This window comes from Allobosea sp. LjRoot9 (assembly GCF_964252745.1).
In the GTDB taxonomy this organism is placed as follows: domain Bacteria; phylum Pseudomonadota; class Alphaproteobacteria; order Rhizobiales; family Beijerinckiaceae; genus Allobosea.
The window spans coordinates 28,521-47,146 of record NZ_CAXUPC020000005.1; the positions used below are offsets into that span (position 1 = coordinate 28,521).

Annotated in this window: 15 protein-coding genes; 8 read left to right on the forward strand and 7 right to left on the reverse strand. The window is 65.7% G+C overall.

Annotated features, from left to right (window positions below; translation table 11 throughout):
- The first annotated feature begins 59 nt into the window (after nucleotides 1-59).
- Nucleotides 60-1,178, forward strand: a complete 1,119-nt coding sequence (gene aroC, locus ACSQ3P_RS19890; protein ID WP_436167225.1) for a chorismate synthase — start codon at nucleotides 60-62, stop codon at nucleotides 1,176-1,178.
- A gap of 181 nt (nucleotides 1,179-1,359) precedes the next feature.
- Nucleotides 1,360-2,637, forward strand: coding sequence for a 3,4-dihydroxy-2-butanone-4-phosphate synthase (ribB, locus tag ACSQ3P_RS19895; protein WP_436167226.1), 1,278 nt, complete (start codon nucleotides 1,360-1,362; stop codon nucleotides 2,635-2,637).
- A 107-nt stretch (nucleotides 2,638-2,744) separates the two neighbouring features.
- On the opposite strand, the gene ACSQ3P_RS19900 is transcribed toward ribB, so the two are convergent.
- The gene (locus tag ACSQ3P_RS19900) at nucleotides 2,745-3,674 is read right to left on the reverse strand and encodes a histone deacetylase family protein (protein WP_436167227.1); all 930 of its coding nucleotides are present in this window, start codon (nucleotides 3,672-3,674) and stop codon (nucleotides 2,745-2,747) included.
- Between the two features lie 229 nt (nucleotides 3,675-3,903).
- On the opposite strand from ACSQ3P_RS19900, the gene ACSQ3P_RS19905 reads away from it, so the two are divergent.
- Complete coding sequence (locus tag ACSQ3P_RS19905) at nucleotides 3,904-4,500, forward strand: L,D-transpeptidase (protein ID WP_436167228.1); 597 nt, start codon at nucleotides 3,904-3,906, stop codon at nucleotides 4,498-4,500.
- 173 nt (nucleotides 4,501-4,673) lie between these two features.
- Here ACSQ3P_RS19905 and ACSQ3P_RS19910 read toward each other — a convergent pair whose 3' ends face one another.
- The 4 genes from ACSQ3P_RS19910 to ACSQ3P_RS19925 form a co-directional block, all read right to left on the reverse strand.
- Nucleotides 4,674-5,570, reverse strand: coding sequence for a metallophosphoesterase (locus ACSQ3P_RS19910; protein WP_436167229.1), 897 nt, complete (start codon nucleotides 5,568-5,570; stop codon nucleotides 4,674-4,676).
- A 521-nt stretch (nucleotides 5,571-6,091) separates the two neighbouring features.
- Nucleotides 6,092-7,471: an aspartate aminotransferase family protein gene (locus ACSQ3P_RS19915; protein WP_436167230.1), complete on the reverse strand. Its 1,380-nt coding sequence runs from the start codon at nucleotides 7,469-7,471 to the stop codon at nucleotides 6,092-6,094.
- Between the two features lie 117 nt (nucleotides 7,472-7,588).
- Nucleotides 7,589-9,055 (reverse strand): amidase family protein, encoded by a 1,467-nt coding sequence (locus tag ACSQ3P_RS19920; RefSeq protein ID WP_436167231.1) that lies wholly within the window; start codon nucleotides 9,053-9,055, stop codon nucleotides 7,589-7,591.
- 47 nt (nucleotides 9,056-9,102) lie between these two features.
- The gene (locus tag ACSQ3P_RS19925; RefSeq protein WP_436167513.1) at nucleotides 9,103-9,504 is read right to left on the reverse strand and encodes a MarR family winged helix-turn-helix transcriptional regulator; all 402 of its coding nucleotides are present in this window, start codon (nucleotides 9,502-9,504) and stop codon (nucleotides 9,103-9,105) included.
- 200 nt (nucleotides 9,505-9,704) lie between these two features.
- Here ACSQ3P_RS19925 and ACSQ3P_RS19930 point away from each other — a divergent pair, with 200 nt between their 5' ends.
- A complete protein-coding gene (locus tag ACSQ3P_RS19930) occupies nucleotides 9,705-11,336 on the forward strand; it encodes a long-chain-fatty-acid--CoA ligase (protein WP_436167232.1) in 1,632 nt (543 codons plus the stop codon).
- A gap of 287 nt (nucleotides 11,337-11,623) precedes the next feature.
- Complete coding sequence (locus ACSQ3P_RS19935) at nucleotides 11,624-12,040, forward strand: hypothetical protein (RefSeq protein ID WP_436167233.1); 417 nt, start codon at nucleotides 11,624-11,626, stop codon at nucleotides 12,038-12,040.
- A 247-nt stretch (nucleotides 12,041-12,287) separates the two neighbouring features.
- Here ACSQ3P_RS19935 and ACSQ3P_RS19940 read toward each other — a convergent pair whose 3' ends face one another.
- Nucleotides 12,288-12,674, reverse strand: coding sequence for a hypothetical protein (locus ACSQ3P_RS19940; protein WP_436167234.1), 387 nt, complete (start codon nucleotides 12,672-12,674; stop codon nucleotides 12,288-12,290).
- A 269-nt stretch (nucleotides 12,675-12,943) separates the two neighbouring features.
- Between ACSQ3P_RS19940 and ACSQ3P_RS19945 the strand changes: the two genes are divergently transcribed.
- Complete coding sequence (locus tag ACSQ3P_RS19945) at nucleotides 12,944-14,581, forward strand: alpha-D-glucose phosphate-specific phosphoglucomutase (protein ID WP_436167514.1); 1,638 nt, start codon at nucleotides 12,944-12,946, stop codon at nucleotides 14,579-14,581.
- 181 nt (nucleotides 14,582-14,762) lie between these two features.
- On the opposite strand, the gene ACSQ3P_RS19950 is transcribed toward ACSQ3P_RS19945, so the two are convergent.
- Nucleotides 14,763-15,578 carry a GntR family transcriptional regulator gene (locus ACSQ3P_RS19950; protein WP_436167235.1) on the reverse strand — a complete coding sequence of 272 codons (816 nt, stop codon included), beginning with the start codon at nucleotides 15,576-15,578 and terminating at the stop codon, nucleotides 14,763-14,765.
- Between the two features lie 199 nt (nucleotides 15,579-15,777).
- Here ACSQ3P_RS19950 and ACSQ3P_RS19955 point away from each other — a divergent pair, with 199 nt between their 5' ends.
- Together ACSQ3P_RS19955 and ACSQ3P_RS19960 are read left to right on the forward strand one after the other, a co-directional pair.
- Nucleotides 15,778-17,052: a M20 family metallopeptidase gene (locus ACSQ3P_RS19955; RefSeq protein WP_436167236.1), complete on the forward strand. Its 1,275-nt coding sequence runs from the start codon at nucleotides 15,778-15,780 to the stop codon at nucleotides 17,050-17,052.
- Nucleotides 17,053-17,063: 11 nt separating this feature from the next.
- Entirely contained in the window at nucleotides 17,064-18,623 is a 1,560-nt protein-coding gene (locus ACSQ3P_RS19960; RefSeq protein WP_436167237.1) for an ABC transporter substrate-binding protein, read from the forward strand.
- The last annotated feature ends 3 nt before the right edge of the window (nucleotides 18,624-18,626 follow it).

Genomic DNA, 18,626 nt, shown 5'->3' on the forward strand with positions numbered 1-18,626 from the left:
TTTGACCGCTCTCCGGCTGTGGGACTAAGAGCCTGACACGAACCCGCGTCAGGCTGCCCATGTCACACAACACCTTCGGCCATCTTTTCCGCGTCACGACCTTCGGCGAGAGCCATGGGCCGGCGATCGGCTGTGTCGTCGATGGCTGTCCGCCGCTGTTGCCGCTGACCGAGGCCGATATCCAGGTCGAGCTCGATCGCCGCCGGCCCGGCCAGTCACGCTTCACCACCCAGCGCCAGGAGCCGGACCAGGTGCGGATCGTCTCGGGTGTCTTTGCGCGCGAGAGCGACGACGTTCAAGTCACGACCGGGACCTCGATCGGGCTGATGATCGACAATGTCGACCAGCGCTCGAAGGACTATTCGGACATCAAGGACAAGTACCGGCCTGGCCATGCCGATTTCACCTATGACGTGAAATACGGCATTCGCGACTACCGCGGCGGCGGGCGCTCCTCGGCGCGCGAGACGGCGATGCGGGTCGCGGCCGGCGCGATCGCGCGCAAGGTCGTGCCCGGCATGGTGGTGCGCGGCGCGCTGGTGCAGATGGGTCCGCACAAGATCGACCGTAACAACTGGGATTGGGACGAGGTCGGCAACAACCCGTTCTTCTGCCCCGACGCCAAGGCGGCCCAGCTGTTCGAGAGCTATCTCGACGGTATCAGAAAATCCGGCTCCTCGATCGGCGCGGTGCTGGAGATCGTCGCTGAGGGCGTGCCGGCGGGGCTGGGCGCACCGATCTATGGCAAGCTCGATGCGGAAATCGCCGCCGCCTTGATGAGCATCAACGCGGTCAAGGGCGTCGAGATCGGCGATGGTTTCGGTGCAGCCGAGCTCTCGGGGGAGGAGAATGCCGACGAGATGCGCGCCGGCAATGACGGCCGGCCACTGTTCCTGTCGAACCATGCCGGCGGCGTCCTTGGCGGCATCTCGACCGGGCAGCCAATCGTGGCGCGCTTCGCGGTGAAGCCGACCTCCTCGATCCTGGCGACGCGGGCGACCGTGACGCGTACCGGCGGCGAGGCCGAGATGTTCACCAAGGGCCGCCACGACCCCTGTGTCGGCATCCGTGCCGTGCCGGTTGGCGAGGCGATGGTCGCTTGCGTGCTGGCGGACCAGTATCTGCGCCACCGCGCGCAGGTCGGCGTGGTGGAGCCGCGCTGGCCGTTTCAGCCGTAGCGGTCCGTCATTCCAGGGCCGCGCAGAGGGTCCGAGAATCTCTGGCAGAGGAAGGTGTCCGTTCCGGCAAGAGATGCTCGGGTCAGGCCCGAGCATGACGGTGGGGTTATGCATTTCAGCAATACTGAAAATATCTCGCAGCTTCATTGCAACTGAAGCTGCCGCGCACTAATTTGCGCTCATGAAACTCGACGCCTGGCTCCAGCAGAACAAAATCGGCCGCAGCGCCTTTGCGCGGCAGGTCGGGCTGTCGCCGGCGAGCGTCACCGCGCTCTGCAACGATCAGAGCGCCTGGATCTCGCGCGAAAGCGCCGAGCGTATCGCCGCCGCCACGGGCGGTTCCGTCACCCCCAATGATTTTCTCGGCCTTGTCGGGCCGCGGGAGGCTGCCATGTCCAGCAATGTCACCCAGGCCATCGAGGCTTTCGCGCGCGGCGACATCGTCATCGTCACCGATGACGATGATCGTGAGAACGAGGGCGATCTCATCGTTGCCGCCTCGCTCTGCACGCCGGAGAAGATGGCCTTCATCATCCGCAACACCTGCGGCATCGTTTGCGCGCCGCTGACATCGGGCGAGGCGCGCCGCCTGCGGCTCGACCCGATGGTGTCGTCGAACGACGCCCCGCTCGGCACCGCCTTCACGGTCACGGTCGACGTCAAGCATGGGCTGACCACCGGCATCTCGGCCGAGCAGCGCTGCAACACGGTGCGCGCGCTCGCCAACGGCAATATGGGCGCGGCGGACTTTGTGCGGCCGGGCCATGTCTTCCCACTGATCGCCAAGGATGGCGGCGTGCTGATGCGCTCGGGCCATACCGAAGCCGCCGTCGATCTCTGCAAGCTCGCGAGCCTGCCGCCGGTCGGCGTGATCTGCGAACTCGCCAATGACGACGGCACGGTGATGAAGGGGCCGCAGATTACCGCTTTCGCCCAGAAGCACGGATTGCAGCAGATCACGGTCGCGGATCTGATCGCCTATCGCCAGTCGCGCGAGAAGCTGGTCGAGCGGGTGCACAGCTTTCCCGTGAAGACCGCCTTCGGCGAGATGACCGGGCATGTCTACATCACGCCCTTTGAGGATACGCAGCATTTCGCCTTCGTGATGGGCAAGATCGGCGATGGCGAGAGGGTGCCGGCGCTGTTGCACAGGGCCAATGTCGTCGCCGATGTGCTCGGTGGCGCGCCCTCGATCCAGTGTGCGCTGAAGCGCTTCGCGCAGGATGGCCGCGGCGTGCTGATCTATCTGCGGGACGGCTCGGCCGGCGTGCCGATCAAGAGCGTCGAGGATGGTTCCGACGCGCAGCGCACGCAGCAATGGCGCGAGGTTGGGCTGGGCGCGCAGATCCTGCGCGACATCGGCGTCGGCTCGATCGTCAACCTCGCCTCCTCACCGCGTTCCTTCGTGGGGCTGAGCGGCTTCGGGATCGAGATCGCGGACACGCAGCCGCTGGAGTGACCCGCCCTTCCGTCATTGCGAGGAGCGCAGCGACGAGGCAATCCAGAGCCGCCGAGCGAGCCCTTTGGATTGCTTCGCTACGCTCGCAATGACGGATAAGCCTTGGTTCACCCCCGCATCAGTGCCATGACATGCGCTGCGGCCGAGCGCGACAGGGCCTCGAGGTCGTAGCCGCCTTCCAGGACTGAGACGACGCGCCCCTTGGCGCGGCGGTCGGCGATCTCCATCAGCTTCTGCGTCGCCCAGGCGAAGTCGGCTTCCTTCAGATTGATATTAGCGAGCGGGTCGCGCCAATGCGCGTCGAAGCCGGCTGAGATGATGATGAGGTCGGGCGCGAAGGCTTCGACCCTTGGCAGCAGCGCCGCCTCGAAGGCCTCGCGGAACTCCTCGGAGGCGTCGCCGGCCCGCAAGGGGGCGTTGACGATGGTGCCGTGCTGGCCGCGCTCGGAGGGTGCGCCGGTGCCGGGATAGAGCGGCATCTCATGGCTCGAGGCATAGAGCACGCTCGGATCATCCCAGAAGATCTCCTGCGTGCCGTTGCCGTGATGCACATCCCAATCGACGATGGCGACGCGCTCGACGCCATGAGCCTTTTGGGCGTGGCGGGCGGCGATCGCGGCGCTGTTGAAGAAGCAGAAGCCCATCGCCTTTTCGCTCTCGGCATGGTGACCGGGCGGGCGCGTGGCGCAGAAGGCGTTGGCGACGGCGCCGCGCATGACCTCGTCGACGGCGTAGGTCGCGGCGCCGACGCCGCGTAGCGCTGCCTCGACCGTTCCCGGCGACATCAGCGTGTCCGCGTCGATCTGGACGAGGCCGGTTTCGGGACTGGCCGCGATCACGGCCTGCGCGAAGGCGGGCGGGTGGCAAAGCGTGACCTGCTCCAGCAGGCCCAGCGGCGCGGTTGCGCGAATCAGGCCCGCAAAGCGCTCATCCTCCAGCGCCTGCTCGACGGCGCGAATGCGCTCGATGCGCTCGGGATGGCCGGGCGGCATCTCATGCTGGAGGCTGGCCGGATGCGTGATCAGGAGGGTCGTCACGGAAAAGGCGCCTCGCAGTGGGGGTTACCGGGGATCAGCGTGGCCGCTTTGCAACGGTCCGTCGGGAAGAGCACGAATCGACAACCACGGCGGGAACCAGATTGCGCCATCCATGTTAGGAGCCTAGTCCTTCGCTCGTTTTTCCGTGCCGCGGCCTGCGTTTGGCGTCACAAAACGTTAACCTTCGATTCATCATAAAAGTCGCCGCAGGGCCGCTTGGATGGAATGCATGAAACAGACCGTGATCATCTCTCTGGCGCTGGCAACCCTTCTGGGAGCTTGCCAATACAAGAGCGTGAATGCGCCGGCCCTGTCCGCACGCGATGCCGAATATATCGCTCTGGTGCCGAAGTTCGAGCACTACGTCACGCAGCTTCCTTATGAGATCACCGATCCGACCGGGCTCGCGCCGGGTACGATCCTGATCGATACGACCGAGAAATATCTCTACTATGTCGAGCCGAACAAGAAGGCGATCCGCTACGCGGTCGCCACCGGTGACGAGGCCTTCGGCTGGACCGGCGAAGCGGTGATCCAACGCAAGGCCGAGTGGCCGCGCTGGACGCCGCCATCCGAGATGCTGGTGCGCTGGCCGCATCTGAAGCCTTTCGCCGGCGGCATGGAAGGCGGCCCGGAAAACCCGCTGGGCGCGCGCGCGCTGTATCTCTACCAGAACGGGCGCGACACGCTTTACCGCATCCACGGCACCAACGAGCCCGAGACGATCGGCCGTTCGGCTTCGTCGGGCTGCATCCGCATGCGCAATATCGATGTGGTCGATCTGTTCAACCGCGTGCCGGTCGGCACGAAGGTGATCGTTCGCTGAGGGTGCGGCGGCGCCTGGCGCGCTGCCTTGACTCGGAAACCACTGCGTCATCCCGAACAAGCCGCGTAAGCGGCGCAGCTTCGGGATCCATCGTGGAGCGCCATAGCCCTTCGATGGATCCCGGGACGACCTTCGGTCGCCCAGGATGACAGCGGTGCCCGGAATGATCCGCGCTAGCCCAGCTCGACCAGGACGATCTCCGGCGGCATGCCGAGCCTGACCGGCAGGATGCTGGTGCCGATTCCCCCCGAAACGATCAGGTCGCGCCCGTCATTCTCGCGGACATGGCCGTAGGCGTAACGCCCACCATAGCGCGAGGGCACGACCGGCGCCCAGCCGAAGAGCCTGACCTGGCCGCCATGGGTGTGCCCCGACAAGGTCAGCGCGATGCGCGGCGGCATGCGCACGAAGGCGTCGGGCTCGTGCGCCATCATGATCACGGGCGTGCCGTCGTCATCGATCTGCGCCAGTGTCCCGGTGAGGTCGTCGATGCCAGGGGGCAGGCCCTGGACGCGCGGCAGGAAGGCGATCTGGTCGCCGAGGCCGGCGAGCCAGAGCGGGCCCGCCGCCGTGTCGAGCTTCATGGCACGGTTTTCCAGCACGACGATGCCGTTGGCTGCCAGCGCTGCGCCCACCTGGGTCGGGCCGGAGCGGGCTGTTTGCGTCGGCCTGTCGTGCCACCAGTCATGGTTGCCCAGCACAGCGTAGACACCGTCCTTGGCCTGAAGCCGTGCGAGCTCCCCCGCCCAGGCCTGCATGGGCGGATCCGAGGCGCGGCGCGGTCGGCTCGCGACGAAATCGCCGAGCAGGAGCGTCAGGTCCGGTTTCAGAGCGTTGGTCCGCGCCACGATGTCGGTGACGCGCGCGAGCGGGACATGCAATCCGCCGATATGCAGGTCCGAAATCACGGCCAGGCGCAGGCGCCGCCCGCTGGGCCAGCCGCGCGGCGTCAGGCCATAGCGCGTCACGCGCAACTGCTCGGGCTCCCAGGCCGCGGCATAGCCGGTCGTGCCGAGGCCAGCGAAAAAAAGACCGGCGAGAGCTTGGAGAACTCTGCGCCGGTCAATCATCGAGGGTCTCGAAGAAGTATCTACGACGATCAGTCGTCGAAGCCATCGCGAAGGACACCGGCAAGCCGGGATGGTTGATCCTTCGCGTCCTCATCCAACGCGGCTGATATGCATCTCGTTCCATCGGCGACTGCGACAATGGCGATCGGACGGAGGCGAAAAACATCGACTTCCCTAGTGGAGGTAACGGGGAAGCCCGCGCTCACTTGTTTCGTTGCACGAGATATTGGGTGAAATCATGGCCGTAGATGTTGTCGACTTCAGAGCCGGATGATTTCAGATGGAATCACGAAGTGATCCCATCTGAAATCATCCGGCTCTCACCAAGGAGTTAGAGCAGGATCGACGCGAAAAACCGGTTCCCACTTTTTCGCATCCTGCTCTAGCGGGCCGATGGTTCCTGGCCACCGGTCGACATCATATTGGCAAGGGATCCCGCCGCTGGCGCGGCGTGATCGTGATCTCTCCGTGTCGAATTGTATGCGGCCGTAACCGGCCGCCACAATGATGAATGAGGGGGCTCAGGCCGCCAGTAGGCCCTGGGCCTTGGCCCAGTCGAGGGTCTTGTTCAGGGCGCGCTCATAGCGGTTGAACATCTCCTCGATCTCGGCCTCGGTGATGATCAACGGCGGGCAGAAGGCGACGCGATCGCCCATGGCGCGGGTGATCAGGCCTTCTTCCTGCGCGAAGACCACCGATTTGGCTCCGACGCCCTTCTTGGCCTCGAACGGGGCTTTGGTCTGCTTGTCCTTGACCAGCTCCACGCCACCGATCAGGCCAACGCCGCGCGCTTCGCCGACGAGGGGATGCTCGCCGAGCTTCTCCAATCGCTTGACGAAGGTCGGGGAGACCTTGCGGACATGCTCGACGATTTTCTCGCGCTGGTAGATCTCCAGCGTCTTGACCGCGATCGCGCAGCCGACGGGATGGCCGGCATAGGTGTTACCATGGCCGAAGACGCCAATCTTGCGGCTCTGGTCGACGAGCACGTCATAGACCTGCTCGCTCAGCATCACCGCGCTGAGCGGGAAATAAGCCGAGGTGATCTGCTTGGCGAGCGAGATCGTGTCGGCCTTCATGCCATAGGTCGTGGTGCCGAACATGTTGCCGGTGCGGCCAAAGCCGGTGATGACCTCGTCCGAGATGAAGAGGATGTCGTATTTCGCCAGGATCGCGTTGACCTTCTCGAAATAACCTTCCGGAGGCAGGATCGCGCCACCGGCGCCCATCACCGGCTCGGCGATGAAGGCGGCGACCGTGTCGGGCCCCTCGCGCAGGATCATGTCCTCGAGCTCGGCAGCAAGCCGCGACGAGAAGTCCTGCTCGCTCTCGCCGGGTTCGGCGAAGCGGTAATGATGCGGGCAGGAGGTGTGCAGGATGCCCGGCAGCGGCAGGTCGAAATCGATATGGTTGTTGGGTAGGCCGGTCAGCGAGGCCGAGGCGACGGTGACGCCGTGATAGCCCTTCAGCCGCGAGATGATCTTCTTCTTCTGCGGCCGGCCGAGCGCGTTGTTCATGTACCAGACGATCTTCACCTGGGTGTCGTTGGCGTCTGAGCCCGACGCGCCATAGAAGACCTTCGAGATCGGAACCGGGGCGATTTCCTTCAGCTTCTCGGCCAGCTCGATCGCCGGATCATGGCTGCGGCCGCCGAAGATATGGGTGAAGGGCAGCTTCTTCATCTGCTCGGTGGCGGTTTCGATCAGCTCCTGATTGGAGTAGCCGAGCGAGGTGCACCACAGCCCCGCCATGCCCTCGATATATTCCTTGCCGGCGGTGTCGTAGACATAGACGCCCTTGCCGCTCTCAAGCACGAGCGGGCCAACCTCGCGATGCGTCGCGAGGTTCGTATAGGGATGGACGAGGGTCTCGATATCGCGGACGGCGAGGTTGGACAGCATCGTGCGGTTCCCGATCTTTATGGATTACTTATGCGAGCATAGACCGGGTGCGGCGCAAAAGCTGAGCGATTTTCACGCAAGCCTGCGCAGACTCTGGCGCGGGGCAGCATCGCCGCGTCAGGATATTGAGCGGGCTCCGGGCGGGGCGCGATAGCCGGCCCCGGAGCGCTCCAGCATGGCGCCGACGGCGATCGCCATGCGGTCCTCGCCGGCCGCTGCGATGACCTGCACGCCAAGCGGCAACCCTGCCTGCGAGAGCCGCACCGGTACGCTCAAGGCAGGCAGGTCCGCTCCTGTGGCGAGCGAAGCCCAGAGCAAGAAATCGAGATAGGGGCGCGGCTCGCCATTCACGCTCAATCGCCTGGCATGGATGTCGGGCGCATGGTCGTGCGCGATCGCGGCCACGGGTGCCGGGGGGCAGAGCAGCACGTCGTAACGCGCGAAGAAGCTGGCCCAGCGCCGCTTCAGCGCCAGCCTGCGCTGGGAGAGCTGCTGATAGAGGCCCGGCGTCATCCGCGCGCCCCGCGCCTGCAGGGATTGATGCGAGAGATCGTTGGAGCTGAAGCCTGAGGCCTGCGCCTGGATGCGGGCGCGTATCTTTGGCGGCAGGCCATAGGCGACGACGGCGTGGTTGAGCAGCGCATAGACTTCGAAGGCTTCTGCGAATCGCAGCGAGGGCCGGGCGGTCTCGTCGACGGTCGCACCCGCAGCCCGCAATTGCCGCGCGGCCTCGCGCACTGCGTCGGAGACTTCGCGATCAACCGGGGCGAAGGGGTCCTCGGCCCAGAGCGCCACCCGCAGGCCCTGCGCCGTCTCGCGCCGGGGTGGTGTCAGCACGGGGCCGGGCGTGGTCGCATCGCGGGGGCCAGCCAGCACAGGCAGGATCATATCGAGATCCTCGGCCGCCCGCGTGATCGGCCCGGCGACAAGGAGGTCGGCATTGCGCAGCGTGCGCCGCTCGGGCGGCGGGGGAATGGCGCCCCAGGTCGAGACCAGCCCCCAGCTCGTCTTGAGACCGAAGACCCCGCTGGCATGGGCCGGCCAGCGGATCGAGCCGCCGAGATCCGAGCCGAGCTCGAAGGCGCACATGCCGGTCGCGACCGCTGTCGTTGCACCGCCCGATGAGCCGCCGGGCGAACAGGCCGCGTCCCAGGGATTGTTCGTCACGCCATGGGCCGGGTTGTAGCTCTGGAAATCGCCGGAGAAGACCGGGACATTGCTCTTGCCGATGATGACGACGCCGGCTGCCCGAAGCCTTGCGACGGCAGTCGCATCCTCCTCCGGAATGCGCTCGCGATAGGCCGGCAAGCCGCCGGAGGAGGGCAGGCCGGCGACGTCGAAGGCGTCCTTGATCGTGATGGGCAGCCCTTCCAAGGGGCGGGCCGCGCCGGAAGCGATGCGCCTGTCGGATTCGCGCGCCGCGGCGCGGGCGAGGTCGCGATCCTGCGCGATGATGGCATTGAGGCCGGGATTGAGTGCGTCGATGCGGGCGAGGCTGGCTTCGAGCAGGTCGCTCGCGGTGAAACGGCGCGCGAGAAGCGCTTCTCTCAGGCTCATTGCCGAGGCCGTGAGATCGATCGTCACGCTCATCTCGCAGCCTTTTTCATGCCGTGCTTGCGCGCCTGGCGGCGTCAGTCGGCGTCGACGGCGCGGGCCAGGTCGCGCCAGGCCTTAACCAGGCGGTCGAGCTCGGTGAGATCGTCGCCTGGCAGCTTGCCCAGCGTGTTGGCGACGAAGTCGCGCTGCGCGGCGATGCCGGCCTCGGCCAGCCTGCGGCCTTCCGGTGTCAGGTGCATCGCATAGGAGCGCCGGTCGCCCGCGATCGCCCGGCGTTCGACGAGGCCTGCCTGGACGAGGCGGTCGGCGAGGCCCGAGACATTGCCCTTGGTGACGTAGAGCCGCTCGGCGAGTTCGCTCTGGCTGATGCCCTCGCGCTCGGTCAGCGTCGAGAGCAGATCGAATTGCGGGATCGAGAGCCCGAGCGTCCGGATTCGCGCGGTCATCTGGATGAGCATGCGCTGGTGCAGCCGCATGAAGCGGAACCAGACACGATCGGGCTCGGCGGGTTCGGAGCTCGGGGAGAGGTTGGAGGCGGACACGGGCTTCGGGCTCTCCGGGCGGAATTGATACGACCTAAACCATCTCGCTTCCGGGCGCGAGCCCCGCTTTCATATCCGCGTGGCCTGCGCCTATTCTGCCCGCAACAACAAACAAGATTTCGGGGGAGGCACTGATGCTCGGCTTGATGCAGGACTGGCCGCTGCTGCTGCACCGGATCATCGACCATGCCGCGATCCAGCATGGCACCCGCGAAGTCGTCAGCCGAGCGGTGGAGGATGGCTCCATAAGGCGCACGACCTATGCGCAGTTGCGCCAGCGCGCCTTGCAGGTCGCCAAGCGGCTTGGCCGCGAGGGCATGGCGTTGGGCGACAGGGTCGCGACGCTGGCCTGGAACACGGACCGCCATCTCGAGCTCTGGTACGGCATTAGCGGCATGGGGGCGATCACGCATACGGTCAATCCGCGCCTGTTCCCGGAGCAGATCGCAGGGATCATCGACCATGCCGGCGACAGGATGCTGTTCCTTGACCTGACCTTCGTGGCCCTGGTCGAGCAGTTGCAGGCGAAGATTCCGAACGTCGAGCGTTTCGTCATCCTGAGCGATGCTGCCCATATGCCTGAGACCTCGCTCAGGGGCGCGGTCGCCTATGAGGATTGGCTGGCCGAGGCCGATGACGATTTCGCCTGGGCGAAGCTCGACGAGAACACGGCAGCCGGGCTCTGCTATACCTCGGGCACTACGGGCGGCCCCAAGGGCGTGCTCTATTCGCATCGCTCCAACGTGCTGCATGCGCTCGCCTGCGCGACGCCAGACTATCTCGGCCTGTCCTCGCGCGACACGGTGCTGCCCGTGGTGCCACTGTTCCACGCCAATAGCTGGTCGCTGGCCTATTCCGCGCCGATGACCGGGGCCAAGCTCGTCATGCCGGGAGCCAAGCTCGACGGGGTTTCGCTGCTGGAGCTGCTGGAAACAGAAGGCGTGACCTGCACCGCGGCGGTGCCGACGGTCTGGCTCGGCCTGCTCCAGCATCTGGAGGCGACAGGTGCGGGCCTCTCCACGCTGAAGCGCGTCGTCATCGGCGGTTCGGCCTGTCCGCGCGCGATGACGGAGGCCTTCGAGCGCAAATACGGCGTCACCGTTTCGCATGCTTGGGGCATGACCGAGATGAGCCCGATCGGCTCGTTCTGCTCGGTCAAGCCGGTCTATCAGCATCTCGAAGGCGAGGCGCTCTACGACCTCAAGGTCAAGCAGGGCCATCCGCCCTTCACCGTCGAGTTCCGCATCACCGACGATGCGGGCAAGGATCTGCCCTGGGACGGCGCGACCTTCGGCCGGCTCAAGGTGCGCGGGCCGGCTGTGGCTGGCGCCTATTTCCGCCGTGAGGACGAGCCGATCCTCGACGAGCAGGGCTTTTTCGACACCGGCGATGTCGGCACCATCGACGCCGCCGGCTATATGCAGATCACCGACCGCTCCAAGGACGTGATCAAGTCAGGCGGCGAGTGGATCTCCTCGATCGATCTCGAAAATCTCGCGGTCGGTCATCCCGATGTGCTCGAAGCCGCTGTCATCGGCGTTGCCCACCCGAAATGGGACGAGCGGCCGCTGCTGGTGATCGTGCCCAAACCCGGCCGGACGCCCGGCAAGGACGAGATGCTCGCCTTCATGACCGGCAAGATCGCGAAATGGTGGCTGCCCGACGATGTCGTGCTGGTCGAGGCGATCCCCCACACCGCGACGGGCAAGATCCAGAAGACGGCGCTGCGCGAGCAGTTCAAGGATTATCGTCTGCCAGGGGTGTAACGGGGAGGGCTGCGTCCCGGCTCGCAGCGGGCTCCGCCGATTTCCAACGCAAGGGTCCAAAGCGGAGCAGGGCGCGGCCTCATCATGGCTGGCGGCTGACGCCGGAGATCGGCGGCATTTGCGCAAGGCAGCATTTAGGCAAGGGAAGCCCGGAGCGAACGGTCACCGAGATGTGATCGCGGCGACAGCCTCCATGGCCGGAGCCATGGTTAATGTTCATTGTATGTTCATGCGGGAAGGCCGAGATTTCAGCCTAGGGCGAGACTCATTGTGATGGGAGAATCGTCATGATCTCGACATTCGGCATCAACAAGCGCTGCAGCATCAGCAAGACCTTCAGCGTCAGCAAGACGACTGCCGCCGCTCTCGCCGCGGCAGTGATGTCCGCAGGCGTCATCGCATGGTCGGCACCCGCCGAGGCGCGTCCCCATGGGGGTGGCTTCCATCGTGGTGGCATGGCCTTCCATGGCGGCGGGTTTCATCGCGGCTTTGCTCGACCGGCCTTTGCCGGCCGATCGGCCTTCTTCCACGGCCGGCATGTCCACCGCGGCCGCTTCTTCTGGGGCGGTCCGGCCGTCGCGTTCGCCTTGGGCGCACCCTACTACAACAACTACTATTACAATGGCGGCTGCTACCCTGTGTGGCGGCGTTATTACGACCCTTGGGGTTATGTCGTGACGCGCCGGGTCGTGGTCTGCAACTGACGGTCGGTCCGCTGCATACGCTTTAATGCGGCCGGGTGATCGCGCCTGTCAGATCAGGCGCGGTCTCCTTGCGCTGGGCGGGATGGTCGGGCCTCTTCTCGTTTCGCAATTGCGACGCGGACATGCCGATTCCTGCTTCTCTGGCTTTCCACGATAGGACCCTGCGTCTCTACGCATCTGCCAATCGAAAGCATCGTGGGCAGGGAGATGCTGCCTGTACCTGCGCTGCAGGCATTCTATGGCAAGGTTAGAATTGGCGGTTGCGCTGGTCGACGACGCTGATGGTGCGAGAAATCGTACGAACTTGCTTGGGCGTCCGATGAAAAAGAGCAAATGCGCCCAGCGTAGCGAGGATGAGTGGCCATCCCGCGCTGACGAATGCGATCGTGATCGTATCGCTCCACGTGACGCGGCGCATCGGCAACTCCATGATTGAGTTCAGGCCGAACCACGCACCGCCAGTTCCATAGATCAGCGCCAGCCAGATCATGAGAACGCTTTCGATACACCGCATTTCAACGATAACATTAAATACTTGGTAATCATAGTGTTGGATTCCGCTTCGGCAAGAAACCAACCAAGACCGCAGCTGCTTTGCGAGGCATGTGCTGACGTTCGGATATTTGAGCGCCAAGCGATGGTTCCCAGGAGACGAATTCTTGGCTCGGGCGTAACAGGCACCCCTCGCCAGCTTCCGGGCGACAGAGAATCCCGCATCGCCGACGCTTGGGTCGCGAATGCGATCGGCCCGCAGATTTTCGCCTTGTTCCGCCCCCATGGTTCAGAACGGCCTCTAGCCTTTGGCGAGCCTGGGCTGCCAGCGGCATGAGCTTCGTGCTAGTCAGCCCAGATCGTTCCTGCCCATAGTGTTCCCGCCTATCCGGAGTCAGCATGTCGAACGCGTTGCGGGTTCTCCGCATTGAGACGAGCCCCTTTCCCGATCAGGAGCCCGGCACGTCGGGCCTGCGCAAGGCGGTCCCGGTTTTCCAGCAGCCGCATTATCTTGAGAACTTCGTTCAATCGATCTTCGACGCCGTCCCGGAACTGTGCGGCGGCACGCTGATCCTGGGCGGCGACGGCCGCTTCCATAATGCCGAGGCCGTCCGCGTCATCGTCGCCATGGCGCTCGCCAATGGCGTCGCGCGCATCGTCGTCGGCCAAAGCGGGCTTTTGTCCACGCCCGCCGTCTCGGCGATCATTCGCAAGCGCGGCGCGCAAGGCGGCATCGTGCTGTCGGCGAGCCATAATCCAGGCGGGCCGGACGGCGATTTCGGTATCAAGTTCAATGCCGATAATGGCGGGCCGGCAGCGCCTGCGGTGACTACGGCAATCTTCGCCCGCACGCGTGAGATCACGACATACCAGATTGCGGACGGTCTCGAGCTCGCGCTGGGAACGATCGGGACGAGCACGCTCGGTTCGGGCCAGGTCGTCGAGGTGATCGATCCGGTCACCGATTATGTCGCCTTGATGCAGACCCTGTTCGATTTCGACAGGCTCAGCGCCCTGTTGCATTCGGGCTTCCGGATGCGCTTCGACGCCATGAACGCGGTGACTGGTCCCTATGGCCGGCGCATCTTCGAGGAGCGCCTGGGCGCGCCGGCGGGCAGCGTCATGAATGCGGTGCCGCTGCCCGATTTCGGCGGGCTGCACCCGGACCCGAACCCGGTCTATGCGGCCGAATTGATCGCGGCGATGGCCGGGGCGGAGAAGCTCGATTTCGGCGCGGCCTCCGACGGCGACGGCGACCGCAACCTGATCGTCGGGCCTGGCGGCCAGGTCGTGGCGCCGAGTGACAGCGTTGCGATCCTCGCCGCCAACGCCCATCTCGCGCCGGGCTATGCCGCCGGCCTCAAGGGCGTCGCCCGCTCGATGCCGACAAGCCGCGCACTCGACCGCGTCGCGAAGGGGCTGAACCTGCCGCTCTACGAGACGCCGACGGGCTGGAAGTTCTTCGGCTCGCTGCTCGATGCGGGAATGATCTCGCTCTGCGGCGAGGAAAGCGCGGGGACGGGCTCGAACCATATCCGCGAGAAGGATGGCGTCTGGGCCGTCTTGCTCTGGCTCTCCATCGTGGCGGCGCGCAAGCAATCCGTGACCGAGATCGTCGCCGATCACTGGCGCCGCTATGGCCGCGACTATTACCAGCGCCATGACTATGAGGAGATCGACAGCAAGGTCGCCGCCGACCTCGTCGCTGCGCTCAGGGGCAGGCTCGCGACCCTGCCGGGGCAGAGCTTTGCCGGCATGACCGTGACTGCTGCTGACGAGTTCAGCTACACCGACCCGGTCGATGGCTCGGTGACCGAGCGCCAGGGCCTCCGCATCCTGTTCGACAACGACGCCCGCATCGTCTTCCGGCTCTCGGGCACGGGCACCAAGGGCGCGACGCTCAGAATCTATCTGGAGCGCTTCGAGCCGGACCCGGCGCGGCACGGGCTCGATCCTGCGGTCGTGCTGGAACCCCTCGCGAAGGCTGCCGCGGCGATCACGGAACTGGCGGAACGCACCGGCCGGACGGAGCCGACAGTCGTCGCCTAGCGTCGGGTGGAGTTCGCCCGAGCCACGTCGTCATCCTGGCCGGAGCCCTCGGGTCCGATCTTCGATCGGCCCAAGGATAAACTCCGCGGAGTGCCGGGATCCATCGGAGGCCACCGCACTCTACGATGGATCCCGGGTCGACCTTCGGTCGCCCAGGATGACGGTGTGGTTCCGTGTGAAGCTAACGCACCTCGTTGACGTAGATATGGGCGCGGGTGGTCGCGCGGTGCTGGCCCAGGATGGTCGGCACGCCGGCCTGGTCATAGGCCACTTCCTCGATCGTCAGCACGGCCTCGCGCCCGCTGAGATCGAGCAGGGCGATGTCCTCGTCATTGGCGAGATCGGCCGCGATTTGCTCGCGCACGGCCGAGATGCGGACGCCGTAGCGCTCCAGCAGATGTAAGTAGAGCAGCTGGGGCAGGGCGGCGGGATCGCGCGGCAGGCCGGGCACGCGCTCCGCCGCGAGGACCAAACGGTCATGCATCACCGGCTTGCCGTCGGCATGGCGGATGCGGTGCAGCTTCACCACCTCGGCATCCGGCTTGATCTGCAGCAGCGCGGCCTGCTCGGGCGTCGCCTGTGCATGCTCCACGCTGAGCATCTGGCTGGTCGAGCGCGTCAGGCTGCCATCGGCGCGGTGCAGCCGGAAATACTGGAAGAAGAAGCGCAGGCTGTGATGCGGGCTGCGGCCGGTCACCACCGTGCCGGTCTTGCGCCGGCGCGAGAGCAGGCCTTCCGCGACGAGATCGCTCATCGCCCGGCGCACCGTGCCGACCGCAATGCCGAAACCTTGGGCAAGCGCGGTTTCGTTGGGAAGCACCATGCCCGGCTGCCATTCGCCGACCAGGATGGCCTCCGACATATGGCGCTTCACCTTCTCGTAAAGCGGGGCCGCATCGCTATTGGCCAGGTTGGGAAGCGTGGCTTGGGCGTTTGCCCGTTGCGTGGCGGGTTCTGAGGCAGCGGCCGTCGTTTTTTTGGCATTGACAGCAGGCATGCGCTCGTTCCTATTTCTATATAGTTTATATGAATGCGAGGTTCTTGCAAATGGCGACGCCAGTTCGGCCCGCTCGACATCTCCATCGCAGATCGCGGTTGCGCGCGACAAGCGCCGTCTCGGCGCGCTGATCGCAATGACCTCCGCTTCCGCCTCGAGACAGGATGCTTCCGCCTCAGTGCGGTCCTTGGCGCGGGCCATGGCGTGGATCACTGATGCGGTTGAAAGCGCTGCCAACGATCTCGGCGCGATGATCGCAGTCGACACGTCCTTTCCGCCGGGGCGAGGCTATGACGCCTTCGCCGATCTGATGGAGGGGCTGGTCGCGCCGCTTGGCTTCGCGCATGAGCGCGTCGTGGTGCCGGAAATGCTCTGGCAGGTGCCGGGCGGCCCGGCATTCGGCCCCCGAACCAATCTCGTCGCGACGCGGCGCAGCGGCAAACCGGTCTGCGGTCTGTACTTCCATGTCGACACCGTGCCGGCCGCGCCCGGTTGGCAGGGCGATCCGCTGCGCATGACGCGGGACGGCGACACGCTGATCGGGCTCGGCGCCGCCGACATGAAGGGCTGCATCGCTGCCGTGCTGCTGGCACTGCGCGCGGCGGAAGCCTGCAATGTCGCGCTTGCCTATGATCCGATGCTGCTGCTCTGCACCGACGAGGAGGGCGGGCTCTATCCCGGCATTCGCTATCTCGCCGAGCAGGGCCGTCTCGAGGGCCATGTCCTGAATTTCAACGGCAGTGCGGAGGCCCGCATCTGGGCCGGCTGCTTTGGTCTTTTCAACCTGCTGGTCCGGGTGCGCGGGCAGGCAGTGCATGCCGGCGAGGGCAATCGCTCCGGCTCCGGCCTCAACGCGATCGAGGGGGCACTGCCGTTGCTCGATGCGCTGGCGGCGCTGAAAGCACGCGTGGCGACGCGTATCTCGGCCCTCCCGCCGCCACCGGGCAAGCCGGCGCTTGCGGCGCAGCTCAACATCGCGACGATCAATGGCGGCACGGCCGGCGGACAGGTGCCGGCGCTGCTCGAACTGACGCTCAACCGCCGTTATGCGCCCGAGGAGCGTTTCGAAGAGGCATTGGCGGAGATCGAGGCGGTGGTCCGCGAGGCGGTCGCGAAGACGCCGGGCCTGTCGGTCGAAACCGCCCTGGTCGGTCATCTCGCCCCGACCTCTGATCCGACCGGGCCGCATTGGCCGCGCTGGCAGCGCGCGATGGGGCAGGGTTTTGGCTACGCGCCTGAAGAGTTCCGCAAATGGGGCGCTGCGAGCTGCTCCGATTTCGGCTGGGTCCAGCGCACTACTGGCATGCAGGAGGTGCTGCTCGGCGGGCTTGGTCGCCCGAGCCGCAACATCCATGCGCCGGGCGAACACACCACGACAACCGACCTGGTCGCCCTGGCGCGCAGCGTCCTTGCCTATCTCGCCGCCGATTTCGCGCCTGAACTGATCCCCGAAAACACCTCGTCCCAAAGCTGAAGGAGCGCCCCATGCCGAGCGTCAATCGTCGCCATTTCCTCGCCGCCTCCGCTGCGCTCAGCGGTTTTGCCATGACCGGCTTCGACGCCGTGGCGCAGGCCCAGACTCCCCGCCGGGGTGGCACGCTGCGCGTCAGCGTCGACCAGGCCGTGGCCAAGCTGAACCCGCTCGTGACCCGGGTGAATCCGGAATATCTGGTCTCGGAACTGCTCTATTCCGCGCTCACCCGCCTCAAGGTCGATATGAGCGTCGAGCCGGATCTCGCCGAATCCTGGAGCAATTCGGCCGACCTGCTCGAATGGACCTTTGTCCTGCGCAAGGGCGTGACCTTCCATGACGGCAGCGCCTTCACGGCCGCTGACGTGGTTGCGACCTTCGAGGCGATCCTCGACGCCAAGACCGCCTCGCCGGCGCGCCAGAATGTCGGCCCGATCAGCAAGGTCGCCGCTAAGGACGAGGCCACCGTCGTCTTCACGCTCTCGGCGCCCTATGCCGATCTGCCGGTGGCGCTGGCCTATACCAACGCCAAGATCGTGCCGGCTGCAGTGATCAAGGCCGGGCTTGGCCGCCTCGACCGCGAAGCTGTCGGCACCGGCCCGTTCAAGCTGGTCTCCTTCGAGCCGGAGCGGCTCATCGTGGTCGCCCGCAACGACGCCTATTACGACAAGGCGCGGCCTTATCTCGATCGTGTCGATGTCGTGGTCTATCCCGACATCAGCGCCGAAAGCTCGGCCTTGATCGCCGGCGATACCGACCTGATCTCGACCGCCCAGCCGACCGAGTACGGGCGGCTGGAGAAGGCTGCCGGCGTCAAGGGGCTGCGCGTGGCCTCGGGCCAGTTCTGCAACGTCAATTTTGGCTGCGACACCAAGCCCTTCAACGATGTGCGCGTGCGCCAGGCGCTGGCCCTGACGGTGGACCGCACCGCGATGGTCGATTTCGTCACCGAGGGCTACGGCACGCCGGGCAACGACACCCCGCTCAACGCCGCCTATCGCTTCTATTCCGAGCAGGCGCTGAAGAAGCCCGACATCGCCAAGGCCAAGGCGTTGCTGGCCGAGGCCGGCTATCCCAACGGTATCGAGGCGACGCTGATCGCCTCCGATCGTCCCTCGCTGCGCACGCAGATGGCGGTCGCGCTGCGCGAGATGGCCAAGCCCGCCGGCTTCCGCATCAATGTCGAGACGATGCCGCACGCGACCTATCTCGATCAGGTCTGGAAGAAGGGCTCGTTCTATGTCGGCTTCTACAACATGCAGCCGACGGCCGACGCCATCTTCGCGCTGCTCTACACCTCCAACGCCGCCTGGAACGAGACGCGCTGGAACAACGCCGCCTTCGACAAGGTGGTGAATGAGGCGCGCGCGACGGTCGACGAAGCCAAGCGCCGCGAGCTTTATAAACAGGCGCAGGCGCTGATGAACGCCGAGGTGCCCTCGATCATTCCGACCTTCTTCGATCTGCTCGCCGCCCGGCGCGACTGGGTGCAGGGCTATGAATTGCATCCGCGCGGCGCGGTGTTCAGGCTCGATCACGTCTCGCTGGGCGCCAATGCGCCCAAGCGCGCCTGAGGG